The following is a 23,249-nucleotide window of genomic DNA, read 5'->3' on the forward strand; positions in this document are numbered from 1 at the left end:
CGACATGTCGAACGCGAACACCCAGGCCCTCTCCGACGCCGGCGTCTCCATCTGGCTCGACGACCTCTCGCGCGAGCTGCTCGAGACCGGCAAGATCGCCGACCTCGTCAAGGAGCGCAACGTCGTCGGCCTCACCTCCAACCCCTCGATCTTCCAGGCCGCGCTGAGCAAGGGTGACCGCTACAACGAAGACCTCTCCCGGTTGACCAAGGCGGGCAAGGATGTCGAGGAGGTCGTCTTCGAGCTGACCACCTCCGACGTCCGGGAGGCCTGCGACCTCTTCGCCCCGCTGTACGCCTCGACGAAGGGTGTCGACGGCCGCGCCTCGATCGAGGTAGACCCGAGGCTCGCCCACGACACCGACAAGACGGTCGAGCAGGCCAAGGCCCTGCACGCCGCCGTCGACCGCGAGAACGTGCTCATCAAGATCCCCGCCACCAAGGCCGGGCTGCCCGCGATCACCGCGACCATCGCCGAGGGCATCTCGGTCAACGTGACCCTCATCTTCTCGCTCGAGCGCTACCGCGGGGTCATGAACGCCTACCTCGAGGGGTTGGAGAAGGCGCACGCCGCCGGTCACGACCTCTCGAAGATCCACTCGGTGGCCTCCTTCTTCGTCTCCCGCGTCGACTCCGAGATCGACAAGCGGCTCGACGCGCTCGGCACCGACGAGGCCAGGGCCCTCAAGGGCAAGGCCGGGATCGCCAACGCGCGCCTCGCGTACCAGGCCTTCGAAGAGGTCTTCTCGACTCCCCGCTGGGGTTCACTCGCCGACGAGGGAGCCAACGTGCAGCGCCCCCTGTGGGCGTCCACCGGGGTCAAGGACCCTGCTTACCCCGACACCATGTACGTCACCGAGCTCGTGGCGGCCGACGTCGTCAACACCATGCCCGGCAAGACCCTTGAGGCCACCGCCGACCACGGCGACATCCACGGCGACACCGTCACCGGGGGCTACGAGCTGGCCAGCAACGTGCTCGATGACCTTGACGGCCAAGGGGTCTCGTACTCCGAGGTGGTCGACCTGCTCGAGGTCGAGGGTGTCGAGAAGTTCGAGAAGGCCTGGGGTGAACTGTTGGCGGGCGTGACCGACGAGATGAAGAAGGCACAGGCGTGAGGGGTAGACCGGACAAGGCGACCGGTTGTCTGTCGACCGTCGGAGACGGTGAGTGAGTCCGGCTCGCGTGGCACCGGGCGTCAACCCGCTGCGTGACGTCCAGGACAAACGGCTACCGCGCATCGCGGGCCCGTGTGGGCTGGTGCTCTTCGGCGTCACCGGCGACCTCGCCCGCAAGAAGCTGATGCCCGCGATCTACGACCTCGCCAACCGTGGCCTGCTGCCGCCCGGGTTCTCGCTCGTCGGCTTCGCCCGGCGAGACTGGGCCACCCAGGACTTCGGCAAGGTGGTGCACGACGCCGTCAAGGCCCACGCCCGAACCCCGTTCAGCGAGGACGTGTGGCGCAACCTCTCGGAGGGCTTCCGGTTCGTGCCGGGCACCTTCGATGACCCCGCCGCCTTCGACCTGCTCGCCAAGACGGTGCACGAGCTCGACCAGGAGCGGGGCACCGGCGGCAACCATGCCTTCTACCTCTCGGTGCCGCCCGGTTTCTTCGCCACCGTCTGCGAGCACCTCGAGCGGAGTGGGCTGACCCGCGCCGAGGGCGACCACTGGCGACGGGTGATCATCGAGAAGCCGTTCGGTCACGACCTCAAGAGCGCGCAAGAGCTCAACAAGATCGTGGAGAGCGTCTTCACCCCCGACTCGGTGTTCCGCATCGACCACTACCTCGGCAAGGAGACGGTGCAGAACCTGCTGGCGCTGCGCTTCGCCAACCAGCTGTTCGAGCCGGTCTGGAACGCCAACTACGTCGACCATGTGCAGATCACCATGGCCGAGGACATCGGGATCGCCGGTCGGGCCGGCTACTACGACGGCATCGGCGCGGCCCGAGATGTGATCCAGAACCACCTCCTGCAGCTGCTGGCACTGACCGCCATGGAGGAGCCCGTCTCGTTCGACGCCAAGAACCTGCGGGCCGAGAAGGAGAAGGTGCTCTCGGCCGTGGTTCTGCCCGCGAGCCTCGAGAAGGGCTCGGCCCGGGGCCAGTACGCGGCGGGATGGCAGGGCGCCGAGGAGGTCGTCGGCTACCTCGACGAGGACGGCGTCGACGCGCAGTCGACCACCGAGACGTTCGCGGCCGTCGCCCTCGAGGTCGACACGCGTCGGTGGGCCGGCGTGCCGTTCTACCTGCGCACTGGCAAACGGCTCGGCAAGCGGGTCACCGAGATCGCGGTTGTGTTCAAGAAGGCACCGCACCTTCCGTTCGAGCACACCGCCACCGAGGAGCTCGGCCAGAACGCGATCGTCATTCGCGTGCAGCCCGACGAGGGCGTCACGATCCGGTTCGGCTCCAAGGTGCCCGGAGCGCAGATGGAGGTGCGCGACGTGACGATGGACTTCGGCTACGGCAGCTCGTTCACCGAAGCCTCGCCCGAGGCGTACGAACGCCTCATCCTCGACGTGCTGCTGGGCGACCCACCGCTCTTCCCACGCCACGAAGAGGTCGAGTCGTCGTGGCGCATCCTCGACCCCCTCATGAAGCACTGGGCCAAGAGCGGCAAGCCGGAGCAGTACACCTCCGGCACGTGGGGCCCCGCCTCTGCCGACGCGATGCTCGAACGTGACGGACGCAAGTGGAGGATGCCGTGATCCGCGACCTGACCGAGACCAGCACCACGGCGATCAGCAAGACGCTCGTGCGGTTGCGCAACGAGGTCGGGGCGATGGCCCTGGGTCGAGTGCTCACCCTCGTCGTGATCGTTCAGGACACCGACGCCAGCGAGGCCATCGAGGTGGCCAACCAGGCCAGCCGGCAGCACCCCTGCCGCATCGTCGTCGTCATCTCCGGAGATCGCCGCGGCCGCAACCGTCTCGATGCGCAGATCCGGCTCGGCGGTGACGCCGGCGCGAGCGAGATCGTCGTGCTGCGCCTCTACGGCGCCCTGGCCAGTCACGGTCCGAGCGTCGTAGTCCCCCTGCTGCTGCCCGACTCGCCCATCGTGGCGTGGTGGCCGGGGCAGGCACCCGACGACGTGGCGTCCGACCCCATCGGGGCGATGGCCCAGCGCCGTATCACCGACTCGGCCCAGAACCGCAACGCTCGGCAGATGTTGAAGAAGCGGGCGGCGAACTATGCGCCCGGCGACTCCGACCTTGCGTGGACGCGGGTCACCCGATGGCGCGGACTGCTGGCGGCTGCCCTCGACCAGCCCCCCTACGAGCAGATCACCGGGGCCGTCGTGGCCGGAGCCCCCGACTCCCCCTCGTCCGAACTGCTGGCGGCCTGGCTCTCGTTCCGGCTCAAGGTGCCGGTACGACGGGTGTCGACCCCGCGCGGCTCCGGCATCACCTCGGTGCGCCTCGAACGCGCGAGTGGCCCGATCGACCTGGTGCGTCCGGGCGACTCCGTGGCCACGCTGTCTCAGGCCGGTCAGCCCGACCGGAGGATCAGCCTGCCTCGCCGTGACCTTCCCGAGTGCCTCGCCGACGAGCTGCGACGCCTCGATCCCGACAACACCTATGAGGATGCCCTGCTGCACGGGGTCGAGAAGCTGACCCCGGCCCGCCAGTCGGCCACTGCGGCCGCAAAGGCCGGCAAGGCGCCCGACGTGGCCGCAGCCCGCCGGTTGGCGGCCCGTATCGGCCGTGACGACTCGGCGCAGGAGGCCTCGGCCATGGTGTCTGCTGGGTCGGCGCCTGACAGCGGCAGCAGTGACGAGGTGCGCACCGCCACGGCCCGCAAGCTCGCCGGCAAGCGCACGTCGCGCGAGAAGGTCACCGACTCCGCCGCTAAGGCGGCAGCGACCCGCAAGGGTGCCAGCCGCAAGAAGGCGGCGCCCTCTGCCGCCAAGAAGGCTGCGCCCGCAGCGAAGAAGGCAGCGAAGAGGGCAGCCACGTGAGGGCGGAGCCGGTGGTCGTGGTCCACCCCACCAAACAGTCGCTGGCGGATGCCGCGGCGGCCCGTCTGGTGACGGCCCTGGTCGACGCGCAGGCACGCCGACCGGAGGCCCAGATCGCGCTGACCGGGGGCTCGATGGGCTCGGCGATCATTGCCTCGCTCGCGCAGGTCCCGGGTCGGTCAGCCATCGACTGGTCGCGGGTTCGGGTGTGGTGGGGCGATGAGCGGTACCTGCCCGCGGGCGATCCCGACCGCAACGACACCCAGAACGACGCGGCCGGCCTGGCCGGCCTCGGGCTCCACCCCGACAAGGTGCACCGGGTCAGTGGCCCCGACACGTCTGAGAGCGCCGAGGCAAGCGCCGAGGCGTACGCACAGACGCTGAGCACGCATGGGCAGGGCGGCTTCGATGTCGTGCTGCTCGGGGTGGGGCCTGACGGGCACATCGCCTCGCTCTTCCCGCACCACGCGGCGCAGCGAGCGACGAACGCCGCGGCGGTCGCCGTGCACCACTCCCCCAAGCCACCGCCCGACCGGGTCTCGCTCACGTTCGAGTGCCTCGACCGCTGCCGGGAGGTCTGGTTTCTGGTGGCCGGAGACGACAAGGCTGACGCCGTGGCCGCCGCCCTCGCGCCGGGCGCCGAACGATGGGACGTTCCGGCATCCGGCCCTCGCGGCAGCGAAGCCACGCGCTGGCTCCTCGACCAGGACGCGGCCGGTGCGCTCGAGACGGGCTCCGACCGCACCGGCTGACCTGAGCCGCGCTGCCGAACCCGTTCTACTGATCCCCCTGTACAAAGTGAACGCAGCGTTCGTGCTCGAACTCGCTGTTGTAGAGCGGTGTTCGAGAACGAACGCTGCGTTCAGCTGGCGGGGGCGCTGCGGCTACTGGATGAGTCCGCGATCGCGCAGTGAGCTGAGCGCCTCATCGAGGATCGCGGCTCCGTCGGCGTCGCTGCGACGCTCCTTCACGTAGGCCAGGTGCGTCTTGTAGGGCTCGACCTTCGGGGCGGCCGGGGGGTTGTTCTTGTCCTGCCCCGCAGGCAACCCGCACCTAGGGCAGTCCCACGTGACGGGGAGCACCAGTTCGGACTCCTGCGCAAAGCTCGGACGGGTCTCGTGCCCGTTGGTGCACCAGTACGAGACATGAACGCGGGGAGCGGCGTCACCACGTTCGGCCTCCCCCATGGGTCCGGCTCCGACTCGACTGCCACGAATGGCGTTCCCGCTTGCCATCTCTACCCGCCCTTCAGACCGTGAACCGGGCCAGCAGGCCCAGACCGATGATCGCCGCCGCCCACACCACGGCCACGGCCACGGTGAAACGGTCGAGGTTGCGCTCGGCGACGGAAGAGCCGCCCATGGAGGTCGACATGCCACCGCCGAACATGTCGGAGAGACCGCCGCCCTTGCCCTTGTGCAGCAGGATGAACAGCGTCAGGATCAGGCTGGAAGCCACCAGCAGAACCTGCAGCACGATGCGAACCGCATCCACGTCAGTCACTCCAAATCATTTGTCGGTCAGCCGCTCTATGTCGGCTCGGGCAAGGATACCTGCTGCTCCCGAGTGCAACCGAACCTGCGGCAACACGCAGACGTCAGATGGGCGTCAGGTGGTCGTCAGGTGCTCGCGGTAGCGACAGATCGCAGCGAACTCGACGGGGTCGATCGAGGCGCCCCCGACCAGGGCGCCGTCGACGTCGTCCTGGCTCATGATGGCAGCCACGTTGTTCGCCTTGACACTCCCGCCGTAGAGCACCCGCACACTGTCGGCAAGGTCGCCGCTGTAGAGATCGGCCAGCAGGCTGCGGATCGCCCCACACACCTCCTGGGCGTCGTCGGGCGTGGCCACCTCACCCGTGCCGATCGCCCAGATCGGCTCGTAGGCCACGACGATCGAGGCGGCCTGGTCCTTGGTGATGCCCGTGAGGGCTGCCCGCAGCTGAGCCACGACGTGCTCGACCTGGCCACCCGCCTGGCGCACGTCGAGACCCTCACCGCAGCACAGGATGGGGGTGAGCCCGTGAGCGTAGGCCGCGCTGACCTTGGCCGCCACGATCTCGTCGGTCTCACCATGGCCCTGGCGTCGTTCGCTGTGACCGACGGTGACGTAGGTGCATCCGAGCTTGGCCAGGAAGGCCCCCGAGATGTCACCGGTATACGCCCCGGAGGTGTGGGGCGAGAGGTCTTGGGCGCCGTAGCGAAGCTCGAGCCGGTCGCCCTCGACCAGTGTCTGCACCGAACGCAGGTCTGTGAACGGCGGCAGCACGGCCACCTCGACCGCGGCGTAGTCGTGCTTCGCGTCGCGCAAGGTCCAGTCGAGCTTCTGCACCAGGTGCGTGGACTGGAGGTGGTCGAGGTTCATCTTCCAGTTGCCGGCCATGAGCGGCACCCGACCCACCGGTCGGGACTGCGACTTCGCGCGGGCCATCAGTCGTCTCCCTCGTCGTCGAGCACAGTGAGGCCAGGCAGTGACCTGCCCTCCAGATACTCCAGACTCGCGCCGCCACCGGTGGAGATGTGGCCGAACTGGGAGTCGTCGAAACCGAGCTGACGAACCGCAGCAGCGGAGTCTCCCCCTCCGACGACCGTCAGGGCCCCCTTGCTCGTGATGTCGGCCAAGGTCTGGGCCAGGGCCCGGGTGCCTTCGGCGAACGGCGCCATCTCGAAAGCACCCATCGGGCCGTTCCAGAAGACGGTGCGGCAGTCGGAGAGCTTCTGGTCGAACAGCGTGCTCGACGCAGGCCCGATGTCGAGGCCCATGCTCTCGGAGGGAATCGATGTGGCCGCCACGACCTGGTGGTCGGCCTCGGCACTGAACGAGTCGGCGGCCACGATGTCGACGGGCAGCACGATCTCGACACCCTCCTTCTCGGCGCGCTCGAGATAGCCCTTGACCGTATCGATCTGGTCGGCCTCGAGCAGACTCTTGCCGACCTCATGGCCCTGCGCGGCGAGGAAGGTGAAGACCATCCCGCCGCCGATGAGCAGCCGGTCGGCCGAGCCGAGCAGGTTGCCGATGACGCCGAGCTTGTCAGACACCTTCGCCCCACCCAGCACCACGGCATACGGCCGCTCGGCGTCGGTGGTGAGGCGGCGCAGCACGTTCACCTCGGCCTCGACGAGACCCCCCGTGGCGTGCGGGAGCAACTTCGCCACGTCGTACACCGAGGCCTGTTCGCGGTGCACCACCCCGAAGCCATCGGAGACGAAGACGTCTGCGAGAGAAGCGAGCTCGCCAGCAAACTCAGCGCGGTCGGCATCCGTCTTGGCCGTCTCGCCCGCGTTGAAGCGCAGGTTCTCGAGCAGCAGCACCCCGCCATCGGGGAGTGACTCGACCGCGGCCCTGGCGCTCTCACCCACCGTGTCCTCGGCGAACGCGACCGGCGTCTCGAGCACCACGGCGAGGCGCTGGGCCACCGGCGCCAACGAGTACTTCGCGTCCGGCGCGCCCTTGGGGCGCCCGAGGTGGGCGCACACGATGACGCGCGCACCCATCTGGCTGAGCATCTTGATGGTCGGCGCCGACGCGCGGATGCGTCCGTCGTCGGTGATGGTCGTGCCGTCGAGCGGCACGTTGAGGTCGGAGCGGACGAGGACGCGCTTGCCGCGCAGGTCCCCGAGGTCGGCGATCGTCTTCACGCGGGTTGCCTCTTCAGAGTCGGTATGGGCCGGGACACGGATGCGGCCACCGCCCGGCACGGAACCGGGCGGTGGCCTCTCACCTGGAGATGAGTCAGAGCGATGCGCCGACGAGGGCGACGATGTCGACGAGCCGGTTGGAGTAGCCCCACTCGTTGTCGTACCAACCGACGACCTTGACCTGGTTGCCGATGACCTTGGTGAGGCCGGCGTCGAAGATGCACGACGCCGGGTGGGTCTCGATGTCCTTGGACACGATGGGGTCCTCGGTGTAGACGAGGTAGCCCTTGAGGGGGCCCTCGGCAGCGGCCTTGTAGGCGGCGTTGATCTCCTCGGCCGTGGTCTCACGGCCCAGCTCGACGGTCAGGTCGGTGGCCGAGCCAGTGGCGATCGGCACCCGCATCGCGAAGCCGTCGAGCTTGCCCTTGAGCTCGGGAATGACCAGACCGATGGCCTTCGCGGCGCCGGTCGAGGTGGGCACGATGTTGAGGGCTGCGGCGCGGGCGCGGCGCAGGTCCTTGTGGGGCGCGTCCTGCAGGTTCTGATCCTGGGTGTAGGCGTGGATGGTCGTCATCAGACCCTTCACGATGCCGAACTCGTCGTTGAGCACCTTCGCCAGCGGCCCGAGGCAGTTCGTCGTGCACGAGGCGTTGGAGATGATCGAGTGGGCCGAGGGGTCGTAGAGGTTGTCGTTGACGCCCATCACGATGGTGATGTCCTCGTTCTTGGCCGGGGCCGAGATGATGACCTTCGTGGCCCCGCCGTCGATGTGGGCCCGCGCTGCGGTCGCGTCGGTGAAGAAGCCGGTCGACTCCACAACGACGTCAGCGCCGACACCCTTCCAGTCGATTTTGGCCGGGTCGCGCTCGGCGAAGATGCGAACGCTCTGCCCGTCAACGGTCAACGAGGTGTCGTCGTAGGTGATCTCGCCCGGGAAGCGGCCCAGGATGGAGTCGTACTTGAGCAGATGGGCAAGCGTCTTGTTGTCCATGAGGTCGTTGGCGGCGACGATCTCGATGTCGGCGCCGGCCGCCTTGACGGCACGGAAGAAGTTTCGGCCGATGCGGCCGAAGCCGTTGATACCTACGCGAACGGTCACTGCGGTGCACCTCTTCGGGGTGGGACGGTGATGGACTGTCGCCGTGGCCGCGACGCTGCGGCCTCGATCACGGCACAGCCTAGTGCGTGACCTCGCGGGGCGTGACTACGGTCTCAGGGGCGGGTGAGCGCGCGCTCACCCGCATTCAGAACGACCACCTCGGTGTACGGAAGTGGCCACTCGACTGTACGGAAGTGGCCACTCGACTGTACGGAAGTGGCCACTCGACTGTACGGAAGTGGCCACTCGACTGTACGGAAGTGGCCACTCGACTGTACGGAAGTGGCCACTCGACTGTACGGAAGTGGCCACTCGACTGTACGGAAGTGGCCACTCGACTGTACGGAAGTGGCCACTCGACTGTACGGAAGTGGCCACTCGACTGTACGGAAGTGGCCACTCGACTGTACGGAAGTGGCCACTCGACTGTACGGAAGTGGCCACTCGACGGTGCGGCATCCGGATGCCGGTCAGCTTTCGAGCATGTCCGGCGTGAGGTTCGCCTCGGTGCTCGGAAGGCCGAGGTCCTCGGCCCGCTTGTCGGCCATCGCCAGCAGCCGCCGGATGCGGCCGGCGACGGCATCCTTCGTCATCGGTGGCACCGCCAGCTGGCCCAGCTCTTCCAGGCTCGCCTGCTTGTGCTCCAGCCGCAGCACGCCCGCCTCCTTGAGGTGGTCGGGGATCTCGTCACCCAGGATCTCCATGGCCCGCTCGACCCGCGAGCCGGCGGCCACGGCAGCCCGGGCCGACCGGCGGAGGTTGGCGTCGTCGAAGTTCGCCAGTCGGTTCGCCGTCGCCCGCACCTCACGGCGCATGCGACGCTCCTCCCACGCCATGACGGCGTCGTGGGCGCCCAGGCGGGTGAGCATCGCCCCGATGTCGTCACCGTCACGGATGACGACCCGGTCGATCCCGCGCACCTCACGGGCCTTCGCCGCGATGCCGAGCCGACGAGCGGCTCCCACCAGGGCCAGGGCCGCCTCGGGGCCGGGGCAGGTCACCTCGAGGGCCGATGACCGGCCGGGTTCGGTGAGAGAGCCGTGAGCGAGGAAGGCGCCGCGCCAGGCGGCCTCCGAGTCGCACGACGCGGCACTGACGACCTTGGGCGGCAGACCTCGAACGGGTCGCCCGCGGGTGTCGATCAGGCCGGTCTGGCGGGCGAGCGTCGCCCCGTCGTCGATGACGCGAACGACGTAGCGCGAGCCGCGTCGCAACCCACCGGCCGCGAGCACCAGCACCTCGCTCTTGTGGCCGTAGACCTCGGCGATGTTGCGTCGCAACCGTCGTGCAGCATTCGCGGTGTCGAGCTCGGCCTCGACGACGATCTGGCCCCCGATGATGTGCAGGCCACCCGCGAAGCGAAGCATCGTGGAGACCTCTGCCTTGCGGCAGCAGGGTTTCGTGACGTCTAGTCGGGAGAGCTCGTCCTTGACCTTTGCCGTCATCGCCATGGTCGCCATCCTGCCATCCCGAGCGAGCACTTCGGGCCGGGAGAACCCGCACCACCGGCGCCGGCGCGCGTGCCGACCGCCGTGGGCGGCGGTCAGGAGATGACGTCGCGCAGCGCCGCAGCCAACCTCAGTGCGTCGTGCACCCCAGGTTCGTGACGAGCCGCGACGGGGGCCACGACCAGCTCGGCGCCGAGCTCACGGGCCGCCGACCGCAACGCCGGCTCGTCGGGCACGACCGACGGGTCGGCCAGCACGACGTCGAGGCGAACGTCAGGGGCATGCTCCGCGAACGACATGAGATGGTCTTCGGCCCGGAAGTCGCGGGTCTCGCCCTTGTGCACCTCGAGGTTGAGGTTGAGCAGCCGACGTGCCGAGGTGGCGACCAGCGCGTCGGCGAGGCCGGGAACGAGCAGGTGCGGCATCACGGACGTGAACCACGACCCGGGGCCGAGCATGACCCAGTCGGCCTGCGCGACCGCCTCGACCGCCTCGACACACGGGACAGGGCAGGTGGGCAGGATGCCGATCGACGACACCCGCCCCGGCGACGAGGCCACGAGGTGCTGCCCGTGTACGACGCTTCGGTCAAAGGGGTGTTCCGGCTCGTGGCCGATGATCTCGGCGACGATCTCGAGCGGCTCCGCCGCCATCGGCAGCACCCGGCCCCGGGCCCCCAGCAGACGACCGACGAGGTCGAGCCCGGCCACGGTGTCGCCGAGCAGCTCCCAGATCGAGACGATCATGAGGTTGCCCAGAGCATGGCCCTGCAGCTCGCCGGTGCCGGCGAAGCGGTGCTGGAGCACGTCTCGCCACGTGTGCCCCCAGTCGCTGTCGTCGCAGAGGGCCGACAGCGCCATGCGCAGGTCGCCGGGGGGCAACACGTCGAAGTCGGCACGAAGACGGCCGCTCGACCCGCCGTCGTCGGCGACGGTCACCACGGCCGTGACCTCGTCGGTCAGCAGACGCAGGGCGGTGAGGGCGGCCGCCAGCCCGTGCCCGCCTCCCAGCGCGACGACGCGCCGCTGCGACGATGCTGACGTGAACCGTGCCGGCACGGCTACTCGCGGCCGAGGTCTCGGTGCACGACGAAGGTGTCGATGCGCTCGGTGCGACCCAACCGGGCGCTCAGGGCGTCGGCCGTCGCCACCGACCGGTGCTTGCCCCCCGTGCAGCCCACCGCGACGGTCACGTAGCGCCGTTCCTCGCGCACATAGCCGCTCACCATGGTCGCCAGCAGGTCAGTGGCCCGGTCGAGGAACTCGGTGGCGCCCTCCTGACGCATCACGAACTCGGCGACCGGCTGGTCGCGGCCGGTGAGAGCCCGCAGCTCGGGCACCCAGAAGGGGTTGGGCAGAAAACGCATGTCGAACACGACGTCGGCATCGAGCGGCAGACCGTACTTGAACCCGAACGACATCACGGCGATCCGCAGGGCAGCCCGCTGGTCGCCAGCGAACAGCGACGAGAGCTTGGCGCTCAGCTGGTGCACGTTCAGACCCGAGGTGTCGATGACGACGTCGGCGGTCGAGCGAAGGTCGATGAGCCTCTCCCGCTCGAGCTGGATGCCGTCGAGCAGCCGCCCCCGACCCTGCAGGGGGTGAGGTCGCCGAACGCTCTCGAAACGGCGCACGAGTGCCTCGTCGGTGGCGTCGAGAAACACCAGGCTGGGCCGCTGGCCCCGATGGCGAGCCGCTTCGATGGCGCCGTCGAGCTGCTTGAACCAGCCGCGGGAGCGCACGTCGACCACCACGGCCACGTGCTGGTGGGCAGCCTCGGGGTTCTCGTCGAGGGCAGCGTCGCGCAGGTCGGCAAGGTTGGCAAGCAGCTGCGGAGGCAGGTTGTCGACCACCAGCCAGCCGAGGTCTTCCAGAACGTTGGCCGTAGTGGTGCGACCGGCTCCGCTCATGCCGCTCACGATGACCATGGGGGCCTCGGTGAGGGCCAGTCGGTCTTGTTGGCTGGGTGTGGTGTCAGAGGTCGTAAAGTCGCTGGTCATTCCAGCACTTCTCCCGTCGTCAGGTTCACAGCCGGCTCGGGTGGGGCACCCTCAGCCAAGTGGGTCAGGATCGCCGATGCAAGCGACGGGCCGATGCCGTTGACGGCCATGATGTCGTCGGCCGAAGACGCACGGAGCCGTTTGACCGACCCGAACGCCCGCAGCAGGGCCTTCTGGCGGGTCGCTCCCAGGCCGGGGATGCCGTCGAGCTGCGAGGTGGTCATCGCCTTCGAGCGACGCTGGCGGTGGAAGGTGATGGCGAACCGGTGCGCCTCGTCGCGGACCCGCTGCAGCAGGTAGAGCCCCTCGCTCGTTCTAGGCAGGATGACCGGGTGCTCGGTGCGCGGCAACCACACCTCCTCGAGGCGTTTGGCCAGTCCCACGAGGGCGACCTCCTCGATGCCGAGCTCGTCGAGCACCGCCTGAGCGGCGTTGACCTGGGGCAGCCCTCCGTCGACGACGACGAGGCTGGGCGGGTAGGCGAACCGGCGGGGTCGCCCCGTCTCGGGATCGATCGGGCCCCCGGGCAGACCCTCTCCGTCGTCGTCGCCGTCGCCAGGTTGCGGGGCGGCCTCAGAGTCGTCGGGCGACGCGGTGACCTTGCCTGTGCGCAGGTCGACCCCCCCGCCCACCACACCGGTGGCGATGTCGAGATCGCCGGCGCTCTCGGCGTCGTCGAGATAGCGACGGAACCGGCGGAACAGCACCTCGTGCATGGCCGCCGTGTCGTCGATGGTCACCGGCACCTCACGGCCGGATTCTCCCTCGGGTGTGCCCTCGGCCTGCCGGGTCGCACCGCGCACGATGAACCGGCGGTACTCACTCTTGCGCGCCAGCCCGTCTTCGAAGACGACCATGCTGGCCACCACGTTGGTGCCCTGCACGTGGCTGACGTCGTAGCACTCGATGCGCAGTGGGGCATCGTCGAGGTCGAGGTAGCTCTGCAGCTCCTGGAGGGCCTGGCTGCGCAAGGTCAGGTCACCGGCTCGGGCGACCTTGTGCCGAGCCAGCGACTGCTCGGCGTTGCGTCGCACCGTCTCCATCAGGGTGGCCTTGTCGCCCCGTTGCGGCACCCGGACGACGACAGCCGACCGGCGCATCGAGGTCAGCCACTCGGTGATCGCCTCGGGGTCGGTAGGCAGACACGGAACGAGCACCTCTCGCGGCACCGCATCGCGGTCGGCCTCGCCGTAGACCTGCTGGAGCAGGTGCTCAACCAGGGAGGGAATGTCTTCGCTCTCCTTCTCCACCACCCAGCCCCGCTGACCACGAATGCGACCACCGCGTACGTGGAACACCTGCACCGCCGCCTCGAGGTCGTCATCGGCAAGAGCGAAGACATCGGCGTCGGTGGCGTCACCGAGCACGACGGACTGCTTCTCGAGCGCCTTGCGCAGGGCGCCGATGTCATCGCGCAGGCGGGCCGCCTGCTCGAAGTCGAGCTCGGCCGCAGCCTCGCGCATGCGCGTCTCGATGCGGCCGACGAAGCGCGTCGTGCTGCCGGCCATGAAGTCGCAGAAGTCGTCGGCGATCGCCCGGTGCTCCTCGGCGGTGACCCGACCGACGCAGGGCGCAGAGCACTTGTCGATATAGCCCAGCAGGCACGGTCGGCCACTGGCTGCCGCCCGCCGGAAGACGCCGGAGGAGCAGGTGCGCACCGGGAACACACGCAGCAACAGGTCGAGGGTCTCGCGGATCGCCCAGGCGTGGCCGTACGGGCCGAAGTAGCGGGTGCCCTTGCGTTTGGCGCCGCGCATCACCTGGGCCCGTGGGTACTCCTCGCCCATCGTGACGGCCAGGTAGGGGTAGGACTTGTCGTCGCGGTACTTGACGTTGAACCGCGGGTCGAACTCCTTGATCCAGGAGTACTCCAGCTGCAGGGCCTCCACCTCGGTGCGCACCACGGTCCATTCGACGGACACCGCAGTGGTGACCATGGTGGCGGTGCGCGGGTGCAGCGCGGTGATGTCCTGGAAGTAGGAGGAGACCCGTGGGCGCAGCGATTTCGCCTTGCCCACGTAGATGACGCGGCCGTGGGCGTCGCGGAAGCGATAGACGCCGGGATCGGTGGGGATCTCACCGGGTTTGGGGCGGTAGGACGTCGGGTGAGCCACGTCGACCAGCCTATGTCGACCCACCGACGCCGGTGGCGGCGCCCGCGGGTCGAGCAGGCTCGGTCGACCTCGTCGGCCGGTCAGCAGCGGGTCGGTCAGGCGACGGTGAAGCTGCCGCCGGTGACGGTGATGGTCTTGGCGGTCAGGCCCGTGGGCGCCGGACCGGCCACCCGGTCACCGGTGTTGATGTCGAACTCGCTGCCGTGACAGGGGCAGTTGATCTTGCCGTCGGCGACGGTAGCCACGGCGCAGCCCTGGTGGGGGCACGTGGAGTCAAAGGCCCTGAACGTGCCCGCCTGCGGCTGGGTGACGACCGTCTTGGTGGCTGCGAAGATCGTGCCGCCCCCCACCGGAACCTGTGATGTAGGGGTGCCCCCGGCGGCCGCGGAGCCGGTGGAGGGCGTTTCGCTCGGCGTGACGCCAGCTGACGTGGACAGGGGGGTGGCGCTCTGCGCCGACGTGTCCGGCTGCACCGGTGGGCTGCTGCACGCAGCCAGCACCCCGGCCCCGGCGACGACACCGACCCCGAGGCCGACGGCCTTCAGCACGCCGCGCCGGTCGGTCAGCCGCCGGATCGCGTCGATCTGCGGGCCGTCGGGGTTCGCTGGTGTCGAACGGGTTTCGTCACCCGACCGACTGCTCGGCGTGGTGTGGTCGGAGTGCGTGAGCGGTGTCATGCGTTCCCTTTCCGGGAGGTGGTGGATTTCGCCGTCTTGCGGACCGCCGACGTGGGTTTCGACGTCTTCACGGTGGCTGTCGAGGACGCCACGGCTGCCGCGGTGACCTTTCGTGCGCGTGGGGTGCTGGTCGTCTTTCCAGTCGTGGCCGTGGCTGCGGTGGCCTTAACTGCGGTGGCCTTAACTGCGGTGGCCTTGGCTGCGCTGGACTTGCTGCCGGCGTTCGCCCCCGGGGCCGAGCGGGTGACCTCAGCGGTTGCCCTGCTCTTCATCGTGCGCGTGGCGCCTGTGCCCTTGCCGTCAGCAGACTGTGTCTCGCGCACCAGCGACCGCGCCGCCCGGGACGGCGGTGACGACGTGCGCGCCGTGCGTTCGAGGACGGGGCGCAGGTAGCGGCCCGTGTGGCTCTCGTCGACCTGGGCGACATGCTCCGGAGTTCCCTCGGCGATGACGAGCCCGCCACCGGACCCACCCTCGGGCCCGAGGTCGACGACCCAGTCGGCGTTCTTGATCACGTCGAGGTTGTGCTCGATGACGATGACGGTGTTGCCCTTGTCGACCAGCCCCTGCAGCACGTCGAGCAGCTTGCGGATGTCTTCGAAGTGCAGGCCCGTGGTCGGCTCGTCGAGAACGTAGACGGTGCGTCCGGTCGACCGCTTCTGCAGCTCGCTCGCGAGCTTGACCCGCTGGGCCTCACCCCCGGAGAGGGTCGGGGCGGGCTGCCCGAGCCGTACGTAGCCCAGACCGACGTCGTTGAGGGTGCGCAGATGGCGGGCGATCGCGGGCACGGCTTCGAAGAAGTCGGCAGCCTCCTCGATGGGCATGTTCAGCACGTCGGAGATCGTCTTGCCCTTGAAGTGCACCTCGAGCGTCTCGCGGTTGTAGCGGGCACCATGACATACCTCGCACGGCACGTAGACGTCGGGCAGAAAGTTCATCTCGATCTTGATCGTGCCGTCGCCGGAGCAGGCGTCACAGCGACCGCCCTTGACGTTGAAGGAGAACCGGCCCGGCAGGTAGCCACGCACCTTGGCCTCGGTCGTCTCGGCGAACAGCTTGCGCATGTTGTCGAAGACGCCTGTGTAGGTGGCTGGGTTCGATCGAGGCGTGCGCCCGATCGGGCTCTGGTCGACGTGCACGACCTTGTCGAGCTGGTCGAGGCCGCTGACGGTCTTGTGGCGCCCGGGCACGTGCCGCGCGCCGTTGAGCTTGTTGGCGAGCACGTTGTAGAGGATGTCGTTGACCAGCGTCGACTTGCCCGAACCCGACACCCCCGTCACAGCGACGAGGTTGCCGAGGGGAAAGCTGACCGACACGTCGCGCAGGTTGTTCTCGCGCGCCCCGGTGACCGTGACCTGTCGCCCGTCGTGCCCACGTCGGACTGCCGGCGTGGGGATCTCTCGCCGGCCCGAGAGGTACATGCCGGTGAGCGAGTCAGGGTGCTCGAGCAGGCCCTGCACGGAACCGCTGTGCACCACCTGGCCCCCGTGCTCACCCGCACCGGGGCCGATGTCGACCACCCAGTCGGCCGTCGCGATGGTGTCCTCATCGTGTTCGACGACGATGAGGGTGTTGCCGAGGTCACGAAGCCGCGTGAGGGTCTCGATGAGCCGGTGGTTGTCGCGCTGGTGCAGGCCGATCGACGGTTCGTCGAGCACGTAGAGCACGCCGACCAGGCCCGAGCCGATCTGGGTGGCGAGGCGAATGCGTTGGGCTTCCCCACCGGAGAGGGTGCCTGCCGGGCGGTCGAGCGAGAGGTAGTCGAGGCCGACGTCGAGCAGAAAGCCCAGCCGGGCGTCGATCTCCTTGATGACCCGCTCGGCGATCTGCTGCTCCCGGGTGGTGAAGTCGACGCGACCGAGGAAGCCGGCAGCGTCACCGATCGCGAGCGCGCACACCTCGGAGATGTTCATGCCGCCCACCAGCACCGCCAGGGACTCGGGCTTGAGACGGGCCCCCCGACACACCGGGCAGGGCACCTCTCGCATGAAGCCCTCGTGTCGGTCGCGGCTCCACTCGGACTCGGTCTCGGAGTGCCGGCGCTTGATGAACGGCACCACACCCTCGAAGCCGGTGGTGTAGGACCGGTCGCGTCCGTAACGGTTCTTGTACTTGACGTGGACCTTGTAGTTCTGGCCGTGCAGCAACGCCTCCTTGGCCCGGGCCGGCAGGGCCCGCCAGGGAGTGTCCATCGAGAACTTGAGGTCGTCGGCCAGGGCCTGCATGACCCGCTGGAAGTACTCGGAGGAGCCCGACCCCTGCGCCCACGGGGCGATGGCGCCCTCGGAGAGCGAGAGGTCGTCGTCGGGCACGACCAGCTCGGGGTCGACCTCGAGCTCGGTGCCGATGCCGGTACAGCTCGGGCAGGCGCCGAACGGTGAGTTGAACGAGAACGACCGCGGCTGCACCTCGTCCATCCCCAGTGGATGGTTGTTCGGGCAGGCCATCTTCTCGGAGTAGCGCCGTTCGCGCTCCGGGTGCTTCGCCTCCCGGTCGACGAAGTCGACGACGAGCACACCTGCGGCGAGCCGCAGCGCGGTCTCGACCGAGTCGGTGAGGCGGCGTTTCGAGCCGGCGTCGTCGCCCTTGGCCACGAGCCGGTCGACGACCACCTCGATGGTGTGCTTCTTCTGCTTCTCCAGCTTCGGCGGCTCGGACAGCGAGATCACGGAACCGTCGACGCGGGCCCTCGAGAACCCCTTGGTCTGCAGCTCGGCGAAGAGGTCGACGAACTCGCCCTTGCGCCCCTGGACGACGGGAGCGAGCACCTGGAAGCGGGTCTTGTCATCGAGGGTGAGCAGCTGGTCGACGATCTGCTGCGGCGACTGCCGGGTGACCGGTTCGCCACAGACCGGGCAGTGCGGACGCCCGGCCCTGGCGAAGAGCAGGCGTAGGTAGTCATAGACCTCGGTGATGGTGCCGACGGTCGACCGCGGGTTGCGGTTCGTCGACTTCTGGTCGATGGAGACTGCGGGTGAGAGCCCCTCGATGAAGTCGACATCGGGCTTGTCCATCTGGCCGAGGAACTGACGGGCGTATGCCGACAGCGACTCGACGTAGCGCCGCTGCCCCTCAGCGAAGATCGTGTCGAAGGCCAGCGAGGACTTACCCGACCCGGAGAGGCCGGTGAAGACGATCAGGCTGTCTCTCGGCAGGTCGACCGAGATGTCCTTGAGATTGTGCTCGCGGGCGCCGCGGACGACGAGCGAATGGGAAAGGCCGGGGGGCGTAGCAGTCACTTGGTCAATGGTAAGTGCGAGCACCGACAGCCGCTGACCTGCCGGTCCGGCGCGACGTCGTGGGCATCGACGCCCTGCCTCCGATAGACGCTCCCCAGCCAACTGAAGGACGCCCCTCTGCGCGCGGGTGGGGCAGCGGCGGCATACTCGCGTCATGAGCACGAGTACGTCCACCCCGATCGAGGACTATGCCGTGCTGGGCGACCTGTCCACCGCCGCGCTGGTCAGCCGCGGCGGCTCCGTCGACTGGCTGTGCCTGCCTCGTTTCGACTCGCACGCCTGCTTCGCGGCCATCCTCGGCACGCGCGACCACGGTCGGTGGCTGATCGGTCCCGTCGGCGAGGCCACGACCACCAGGCGGTACGTCGACGACTCGTTCGTGCTCGAGACCGTTCACCAGACTGCGACCGGCTCGGTTCGGGTCACCGACCTGATGCCGCTGGGCGACGGGCGAGCCGACATCGTCCGCCGGATCGAGGGGGTCGACGGCACGGTCCGGATGCGGCACGAGTGGGTGGTGCGGTTCGGCTACGGCAAGACCCGGCCGTGGGTGACCCGCTCCTGCCCGGAGAGTCTGGCGAGTGAACCCGATGACCCCCTCCGGCCCACCCAGTCGAAGCGCTCCGGCTCCGCCGAGGATGAGGTGATCCGCGCCGTGGCCGGCCCCGACATGCTCGTGCTGCGAGGGCCACGTCTCCCCCACCCCGATGACGGCCACCACGTCGACGAGTTCGACGTGGTCGAAGGTGACTGCCTCGTCTTCTCGACGACCTGGTTTCGCAGTCACCTGCCCATCCCGAAGGCGTTCGAGATGGAGCCACAGCTCACCGAGACCGTGACCCACACCTCCGAGTGGGCGGCGCGCAGCTGCTACGCCGGGCCGTACGCCGAGCACGTCACGCGATCGCTTCTTGTGCTCAGGGTGCTGAGCCACGGCCGCACCGGTGGCATCGTGGCCGCTCCGACCACCTCGCTCCCCGAGGACTTCGGAGGGGAGCGCAACTGGGACTACCGCTTCTGCTGGCTGCGTGACGCCTCGCTCGCCCTCGAGAGCCTGCTCGGCTGCGGCTACCTCGAGGAGACCCGCCTGTGGCGCAACTGGCTGCTGCGGGCTGTTGCCGGAGACCCCGAGGACATGCAGATCATGTACCGCGTCGACGGCGGCCGGGAGCTGCCCGAACGCGAGCTCGACCACCTGCCGGGCTACGCCGGGTCACGGCCCGTGCGCGCCGGCAACGGGGCGGTCGGGCAACGTCAGACCGACGTGCTCGGCGAGGTGATGATTGCCCTCCACGAGGCACGCAAGCGCGGCGTCGTCGAGGCTGAGGACACCTGGAGCCTGCAGCGGGCCCTGATCGACAACCTGGCCGAGCACTGGCAGCAGCCGGACAACGGGCTGTGGGAGATCCGTGGACCGTTGCGCCACTTTACCCACTCCCGTGTCATGGTCTGGGCCGCTTTCGACCGGGCCGTTCGCGCCGTGGAGGAGTTCGGCCTCGACGGCCCCGTCGAACGCTGGCGGGAGCTTCGCGCTCAGGTGCGGCAGGAGGTGCTGACCCACGGGTGGAACGAGGAGCGCCAGACGTTCGTGCAGCACTACGAGACGACCGAGGTCGACGCCTCCCTGCTGGCCATCCCGGCCGTCGGCTTCCTGCCCGGTGACGACCCGAGGGTTCTCGGCACGATCCGCGCCGTCGAGCGGAACCTGATGCACGAGGGGCTGGTGATGCGCTACCGAACGGGCAGCGGCGTCGACGGCCTGGCGGGAGAGGAGCATCCGTTCCTCGCATGCTCGTTCTGGCTGGTCACCGCCTACGCCAAGGCGGGCCGAACCGACGACGCGACCGAGCTGATGGACCGTCTCGTCGGGCTCTGCAACGATGTCGGCCTGCTCTCGGAGGAGTACGACCCGGTGGCGCACCGCATGGTCGGCAACTTCCCGCAGGCGTTCTCGCACCTCACCCTCGTCGGAGCAGCGTTGGCCCTCGACGAGGCCGTCGCAGCGAGCGAGAAAGGATGAGCCACTGATGCTCCACAACGAAGGCCGTCATGGTTGCGGCTGATCCCGGTGAGGTCACCCTGGGGCACGTCGCGGCCGAGACCGAGCGGGTCGTCGCGACTGCGGGCTCGCTGAGCAACGACGCCGTGCTCGGGCCCTCGCTGTGCGCGGGCTGGTCGCGAGGGCACGTGCTCTCACATCTCGCCAGGAACGCCGAAGCGCTGGAGCGGGTCTGTGCGGCAGCGACATCCGGCACCGGCCAGACCATGTACGAGTCCGATGCGGTTCGAGACGCCGAGGTGGCGGCCGGAGCTCGCCGCCCCGCTGGTGTGCTGGCCGACGACGTGCGCGTCACCGGGAAGTCACTTGCGCGCGCGCTCGTCTCGCTGGGGCCGCAGCACGCGTCGATGACGGTGCCGCGCACTCCGGGGGGTCGCCCGATACCGGTTGGTCGCCTGCCCTTCCTGCGGCTGCGAGAGCTGGTGTTCCACCACGTCGACCTCGACGCCGGATACAGCTTCGAACAGCTCTCGCCTCCCATCGCCCAGCTCTTCCTCGACGCCGCGGTCGACCGGCTGGTCACGATGCAAGAGTCGTCTGACCTCGGCCCCCTTGAGCTTCGCACGCACGAGGGGGCGGCCTACGTCATCGCTCCCGCTGGGCAGGGCCGGCCGGCATCCGTTCGAGTGACCGGCACCCGGGCTGCGATGCTGCTGTGGCTGGCCCGCGGTGACGACGCCGGGCTGCAGTCCAACGCTCCACTCCCTGACCTTCCCGACGGAGGCTGACCGTGACACCCGAGACACCCGAGACACCAGAGACACCTCACGCACCGCACACCACCGGCACCAGGCAGGCAGACGGCGGCGGCTACACGGGCCACGTCGAGCCCGGCGGCGCGCCTGACGTGCGCGAGCTGCCCGCGCTCACGATCCGCAAGATGGCGGTGTCGGCCATGCACAACAATGTCTACCTCCTTTCGTGCGTGGCCTCCGGTGAGCAGCTGCTCATCGACGCAGCCGACGAAGCCGACCGCATCCTCGAGCTGATGGCGGTGGGCGGCACTGGTCTCGGCACCGTCGTGACCACTCACGAGCACTGGGACCACGTGCGAGCCCTGGCCCAGGTGGTCGCGACGACCGGCGCCACCACGGTGGCCGGCACCGACGACGCCGAGGCGCTGCCGGTGCCGGTCGACGTTCGCGTCGGCCAAGGAGACACCGTGACGTTCGGGGCGATCACCCTCGAGGTGGTGCACCTTCGGGGGCACACGCCCGGTGGCATCGCCCTGGCCTACACCGACCCCCACGGCCACTGCCACCTCTTCACGGGAGACTCACTGTTCCCAGGTGGCGTCGGCAACACCAAGAACGAGGGCCAGCACTTCGACACCCTGATCGACGATGTGACCCAGCGGGTCTTCGGGGTCTACGACGACGACACATGGTTCTACCCCGGCCACGGTGACGACTCCACCCTGGGCGCCGAACGGCCCCATCTGGACGAGTGGCGTCGCCGCGGCTGGTGACCGCGTCGATCATCGTCGACCGTCGTCCACGGTCGTGTCCGGCGTTGACGGATTTTAAGACTGGCTCCCGCATGGAACGCGATATTTGAGACACGTCCCGCGCGAGGATTTTGAGACAGGCCCCTCGGTGCCGCCCACCCCGCGCTCAGCGTTGGGGTCGTTTCGAGGGGTGGGAGCCGGTATGTGTTTTACCCACATGCCGAATAGCGGACGTTGCTCAATGGTCGGCCATGCGTCGTTGTGGATGGCCCAGCCACGGGATCAACTTCGGCTAACACGGAACCGAACGGCCAACCGGGCGGATGCTGGTCGGCAGCGGCCACACATCGAATGCGCTACGAGCGCCCGCGAACCATGTCGGTGATGACCCACGCCCGTCCGACGATCGTGACGATATAGCCGAGAAGCACGATCCCGCCACCGCCAATGTCGGTGGGTTGGCCGATCCCGCCGACCTGTAGGGCTTTGAGCACGAAGTACAGGACGATGATCGCAAGCCCCACGGCGAGCACCAGCAGCGCGGTGGGTCTTGGCGAGCGGGCGCGGCCGGTCATCAACATAGGGTGTCACCTACTTCGACGCGAGGACCGGAATCCATCAAGGTGGTTAAGGACAGCATGTCTATTATCGCGAAGGTTCCGCCCCCGCAACCGCGTCACCACGACTGAGCGGACACACCCCTCCAGGCCGCCACACGGCGGTGCGGACAGGTGCTCCAGCAGGGATCGGCAGGCTCAGTCGGTGGTCGCAACGCCCCTACTAGCGTGAGACCGCTTTGCCCTGTAGGTGATCCCTATACGGTCCTTGGCACCGCACGACGTCGATGACCGAGCAAAGACCGCCAGCGACACCGAACCGGCGATCGAACTGCATGCCGGCCTGCATGACTATGCATGGACTTCCGCCTCATCGACCTCCTCAACTGCCGCGGATAGGGCGCTCGATCGGCCCGAGGTGAGCAAGCCTCTTATCTGACGGTTCCGGGCCAAGTCTCAGCGACTCAGGACTTTCGGACCTCGAGTTTCACGCCGTCCTGCGCCCGGGTGACGGTGCGGTTGCCAAGCGGCGCCTCAAGCTGCAGGTAGTCACCCGTCGTCAGTCCGTCGGTCCCGACGCCAGCGCACCCTTCGTTCGGACCTATGGTGCGGACCTTCACTTGGCTCACGACGACCTCGGTAGAGGATTCTGTCGCAGTGATGAGGGCTTGGCCCACGCAATAGCCCGTCGCGTGCCAAGGGAACACGACCATAAGGGATCGCTGGTCAGCACGCTCCTCTGGCGCCAAAACGTACAGCGGAGTGATTTGCGTGGAGTACTCCTCGGCGGTCTTTAGGCGCGCCACCCCACTCGCCACCGCCATAACCAAGATCAGAAGTACTGCGGAGCCGCCGATCCACCACACCCTCCGGCGCATGCCAGACCCTCCATTTACGAAACTTCGCGTTGCTTCGATGTTAGGGCGCGGCATGGGTCGTGCAACAACTTCCCCTCATGCCGCGTTGAGGACGCCCCCGGCTGACGGCCACGATCGAGGTCGAGCAGTG

20 protein-coding genes are annotated in these 23,249 nt (G+C 68.6%); 7 read left to right on the top strand and 13 right to left on the bottom strand.

Features of this window, described 5'->3' with window-relative positions; genetic code table 11:
- The first annotated feature begins 4 nt into the window (after nt 1-4).
- Genes tal through pgl form a run of 4 tightly spaced genes read left to right on the top strand, consistent with a single transcriptional unit; the run spans nt 5 to nt 4,713 of the window.
- Nucleotides 5-1,117: a transaldolase gene (gene tal, locus BA895_RS05885; protein ID WP_070190992.1), complete on the top strand. Its 1,113-nt coding sequence runs from the start codon at nt 5-7 to the stop codon at nt 1,115-1,117.
- 52 nt (nt 1,118-1,169) lie between these two features.
- Nucleotides 1,170-2,711, top strand: a complete 1,542-nt coding sequence (gene zwf / locus BA895_RS05890) for a glucose-6-phosphate dehydrogenase (RefSeq protein WP_070190964.1) — start codon at nt 1,170-1,172, stop codon at nt 2,709-2,711.
- Nucleotides 2,708-3,961, top strand: a complete 1,254-nt coding sequence (locus BA895_RS05895) for a glucose-6-phosphate dehydrogenase assembly protein OpcA (protein WP_070190993.1) — start codon at nt 2,708-2,710, stop codon at nt 3,959-3,961. Before zwf ends, BA895_RS05895 begins: the two co-directional genes overlap by 4 nt.
- On the top strand, nt 3,958-4,713 hold the full coding sequence (pgl, locus tag BA895_RS05900) for a 6-phosphogluconolactonase (protein ID WP_070190965.1): 756 nt from the start codon (nt 3,958-3,960) through the stop codon (nt 4,711-4,713). The genes BA895_RS05895 and pgl overlap by 4 nt, the downstream gene beginning before the upstream one ends.
- Nucleotides 4,714-4,845: 132 nt before the next feature.
- On the opposite strand, the gene BA895_RS05905 is transcribed toward pgl, so the two are convergent.
- From BA895_RS05905 to uvrA, 11 genes are all read right to left on the bottom strand, one after another.
- Nucleotides 4,846-5,196 carry an RNA polymerase-binding protein RbpA gene (locus BA895_RS05905; protein ID WP_083283018.1) on the bottom strand — a complete coding sequence of 117 codons (351 nt, stop codon included), beginning with the start codon at nt 5,194-5,196 and terminating at the stop codon, nt 4,846-4,848.
- A gap of 13 nt (nt 5,197-5,209) precedes the next feature.
- Nucleotides 5,210-5,455 (bottom strand): preprotein translocase subunit SecG, encoded by a 246-nt coding sequence (gene secG / locus BA895_RS05910; RefSeq protein WP_070190967.1) that lies wholly within the window; start codon nt 5,453-5,455, stop codon nt 5,210-5,212.
- Nucleotides 5,456-5,569: 114 nt separating this feature from the next.
- The gene (tpiA, locus tag BA895_RS05915; protein ID WP_070190968.1) at nt 5,570-6,391 is read right to left on the bottom strand and encodes a triose-phosphate isomerase; all 822 of its coding nucleotides are present in this window, start codon (nt 6,389-6,391) and stop codon (nt 5,570-5,572) included.
- The gene (gene pgk, locus BA895_RS05920) at nt 6,391-7,602 is read right to left on the bottom strand and encodes a phosphoglycerate kinase (RefSeq protein WP_070190969.1); all 1,212 of its coding nucleotides are present in this window, start codon (nt 7,600-7,602) and stop codon (nt 6,391-6,393) included. The genes tpiA and pgk overlap by 1 nt, the downstream gene beginning before the upstream one ends.
- A gap of 94 nt (nt 7,603-7,696) precedes the next feature.
- The gene (gene gap, locus BA895_RS05925) at nt 7,697-8,701 is read right to left on the bottom strand and encodes a type I glyceraldehyde-3-phosphate dehydrogenase (RefSeq protein WP_070190970.1); all 1,005 of its coding nucleotides are present in this window, start codon (nt 8,699-8,701) and stop codon (nt 7,697-7,699) included.
- Nucleotides 8,702-9,171: 470 nt separating this feature from the next.
- Complete coding sequence (whiA, locus tag BA895_RS05930) at nt 9,172-10,152, bottom strand: DNA-binding protein WhiA (protein WP_070190994.1); 981 nt, start codon at nt 10,150-10,152, stop codon at nt 9,172-9,174.
- A 92-nt stretch (nt 10,153-10,244) separates the two neighbouring features.
- Nucleotides 10,245-11,207 (bottom strand): uridine diphosphate-N-acetylglucosamine-binding protein YvcK, encoded by a 963-nt coding sequence (gene yvcK, locus BA895_RS05935; RefSeq protein ID WP_070190971.1) that lies wholly within the window; start codon nt 11,205-11,207, stop codon nt 10,245-10,247.
- A gap of 2 nt (nt 11,208-11,209) precedes the next feature.
- Nucleotides 11,210-12,148 (bottom strand): RNase adapter RapZ, encoded by a 939-nt coding sequence (gene rapZ, locus BA895_RS05940; RefSeq protein WP_070190972.1) that lies wholly within the window; start codon nt 12,146-12,148, stop codon nt 11,210-11,212.
- Complete coding sequence (gene uvrC / locus BA895_RS05945; protein ID WP_070190973.1) at nt 12,145-14,262, bottom strand: excinuclease ABC subunit UvrC; 2,118 nt, start codon at nt 14,260-14,262, stop codon at nt 12,145-12,147. The genes rapZ and uvrC overlap by 4 nt, the downstream gene beginning before the upstream one ends.
- A 95-nt stretch (nt 14,263-14,357) precedes the next feature.
- The gene (locus tag BA895_RS05950) at nt 14,358-14,939 is read right to left on the bottom strand and encodes a Rieske (2Fe-2S) protein (protein WP_083283020.1); all 582 of its coding nucleotides are present in this window, start codon (nt 14,937-14,939) and stop codon (nt 14,358-14,360) included.
- Nucleotides 14,936-18,178: an excinuclease ABC subunit UvrA gene (gene uvrA / locus BA895_RS05955; protein WP_139142523.1), complete on the bottom strand. Its 3,243-nt coding sequence runs from the start codon at nt 18,176-18,178 to the stop codon at nt 14,936-14,938. Before uvrA ends, BA895_RS05950 begins: the two co-directional genes overlap by 4 nt.
- A 154-nt stretch (nt 18,179-18,332) precedes the next feature.
- Between uvrA and BA895_RS05960 the strand changes: the two genes are divergently transcribed.
- From BA895_RS05960 to BA895_RS05970, 3 genes are read left to right on the top strand one after another with little or no spacing between them, the layout of a single operon-like run.
- Nucleotides 18,333-20,198, top strand: a complete 1,866-nt coding sequence (locus BA895_RS05960) for a glycoside hydrolase family 15 protein (protein ID WP_070190974.1) — start codon at nt 18,333-18,335, stop codon at nt 20,196-20,198.
- A 29-nt stretch (nt 20,199-20,227) separates the two neighbouring features.
- A complete protein-coding gene (locus tag BA895_RS05965; RefSeq protein WP_070190975.1) occupies nt 20,228-20,965 on the top strand; it encodes a maleylpyruvate isomerase family mycothiol-dependent enzyme in 738 nt (245 codons plus the stop codon).
- A gap of 2 nt (nt 20,966-20,967) precedes the next feature.
- Entirely contained in the window at nt 20,968-21,705 is a 738-nt protein-coding gene (locus BA895_RS05970; RefSeq protein ID WP_254666344.1) for an MBL fold metallo-hydrolase, read from the top strand.
- 335 nt (nt 21,706-22,040) lie between these two features.
- Here BA895_RS05970 and BA895_RS05975 read toward each other — a convergent pair whose 3' ends face one another.
- On the bottom strand, nt 22,041-22,259 hold the full coding sequence (locus BA895_RS05975) for a hypothetical protein (protein WP_139142524.1): 219 nt from the start codon (nt 22,257-22,259) through the stop codon (nt 22,041-22,043).
- 446 nt (nt 22,260-22,705) lie between these two features.
- Nucleotides 22,706-23,119, bottom strand: a complete 414-nt coding sequence (locus BA895_RS05980) for a hypothetical protein (protein WP_070190977.1) — start codon at nt 23,117-23,119, stop codon at nt 22,706-22,708.
- Nucleotides 23,120-23,249: the final 130 nt, after the last annotated feature.

The sequence above is a fragment of the Humibacillus sp. DSM 29435 genome (genome assembly GCF_001758225.1).
In the GTDB taxonomy this organism is placed as follows: Bacteria; Actinomycetota; Actinomycetes; order Actinomycetales; family Dermatophilaceae; genus DSM-29435.

What these genes read in the sequence shown, in the direction of transcription:
- tal (WP_070190992.1), top strand. Translation starts at nt 5, where the DNA reads ATGTCGAACGCGAACACCCAGGCCCTCTCCGACGCCGGCGTCTCCATC.
- BA895_RS05905 (WP_083283018.1), bottom strand. Translation starts at nt 5,196, where the DNA reads ATGGCAAGCGGGAACGCCATTCGTGGCAGTCGAGTCGGAGCCGGACCC.
- tpiA (WP_070190968.1), bottom strand. Translation starts at nt 6,391, where the DNA reads ATGGCCCGCGCGAAGTCGCAGTCCCGACCGGTGGGTCGGGTGCCGCTC.
- whiA (WP_070190994.1), bottom strand. Translation starts at nt 10,152, where the DNA reads ATGGCGATGACGGCAAAGGTCAAGGACGAGCTCTCCCGACTAGACGTC.
- rapZ (WP_070190972.1), bottom strand. Translation starts at nt 12,148, where the DNA reads ATGACCAGCGACTTTACGACCTCTGACACCACACCCAGCCAACAAGAC.
- BA895_RS05950 (WP_083283020.1), bottom strand. Translation starts at nt 14,939, where the DNA reads ATGACACCGCTCACGCACTCCGACCACACCACGCCGAGCAGTCGGTCG.
- BA895_RS05960 (WP_070190974.1), top strand. Translation starts at nt 18,333, where the DNA reads ATGAGCACGAGTACGTCCACCCCGATCGAGGACTATGCCGTGCTGGGC.
- BA895_RS05965 (WP_070190975.1), top strand. Translation starts at nt 20,228, where the DNA reads ATGGTTGCGGCTGATCCCGGTGAGGTCACCCTGGGGCACGTCGCGGCC.
- BA895_RS05975 (WP_139142524.1), bottom strand. Translation starts at nt 22,259, where the DNA reads ATGACCGGCCGCGCCCGCTCGCCAAGACCCACCGCGCTGCTGGTGCTC.
- BA895_RS05980 (WP_070190977.1), bottom strand. Translation starts at nt 23,119, where the DNA reads ATGCGCCGGAGGGTGTGGTGGATCGGCGGCTCCGCAGTACTTCTGATC.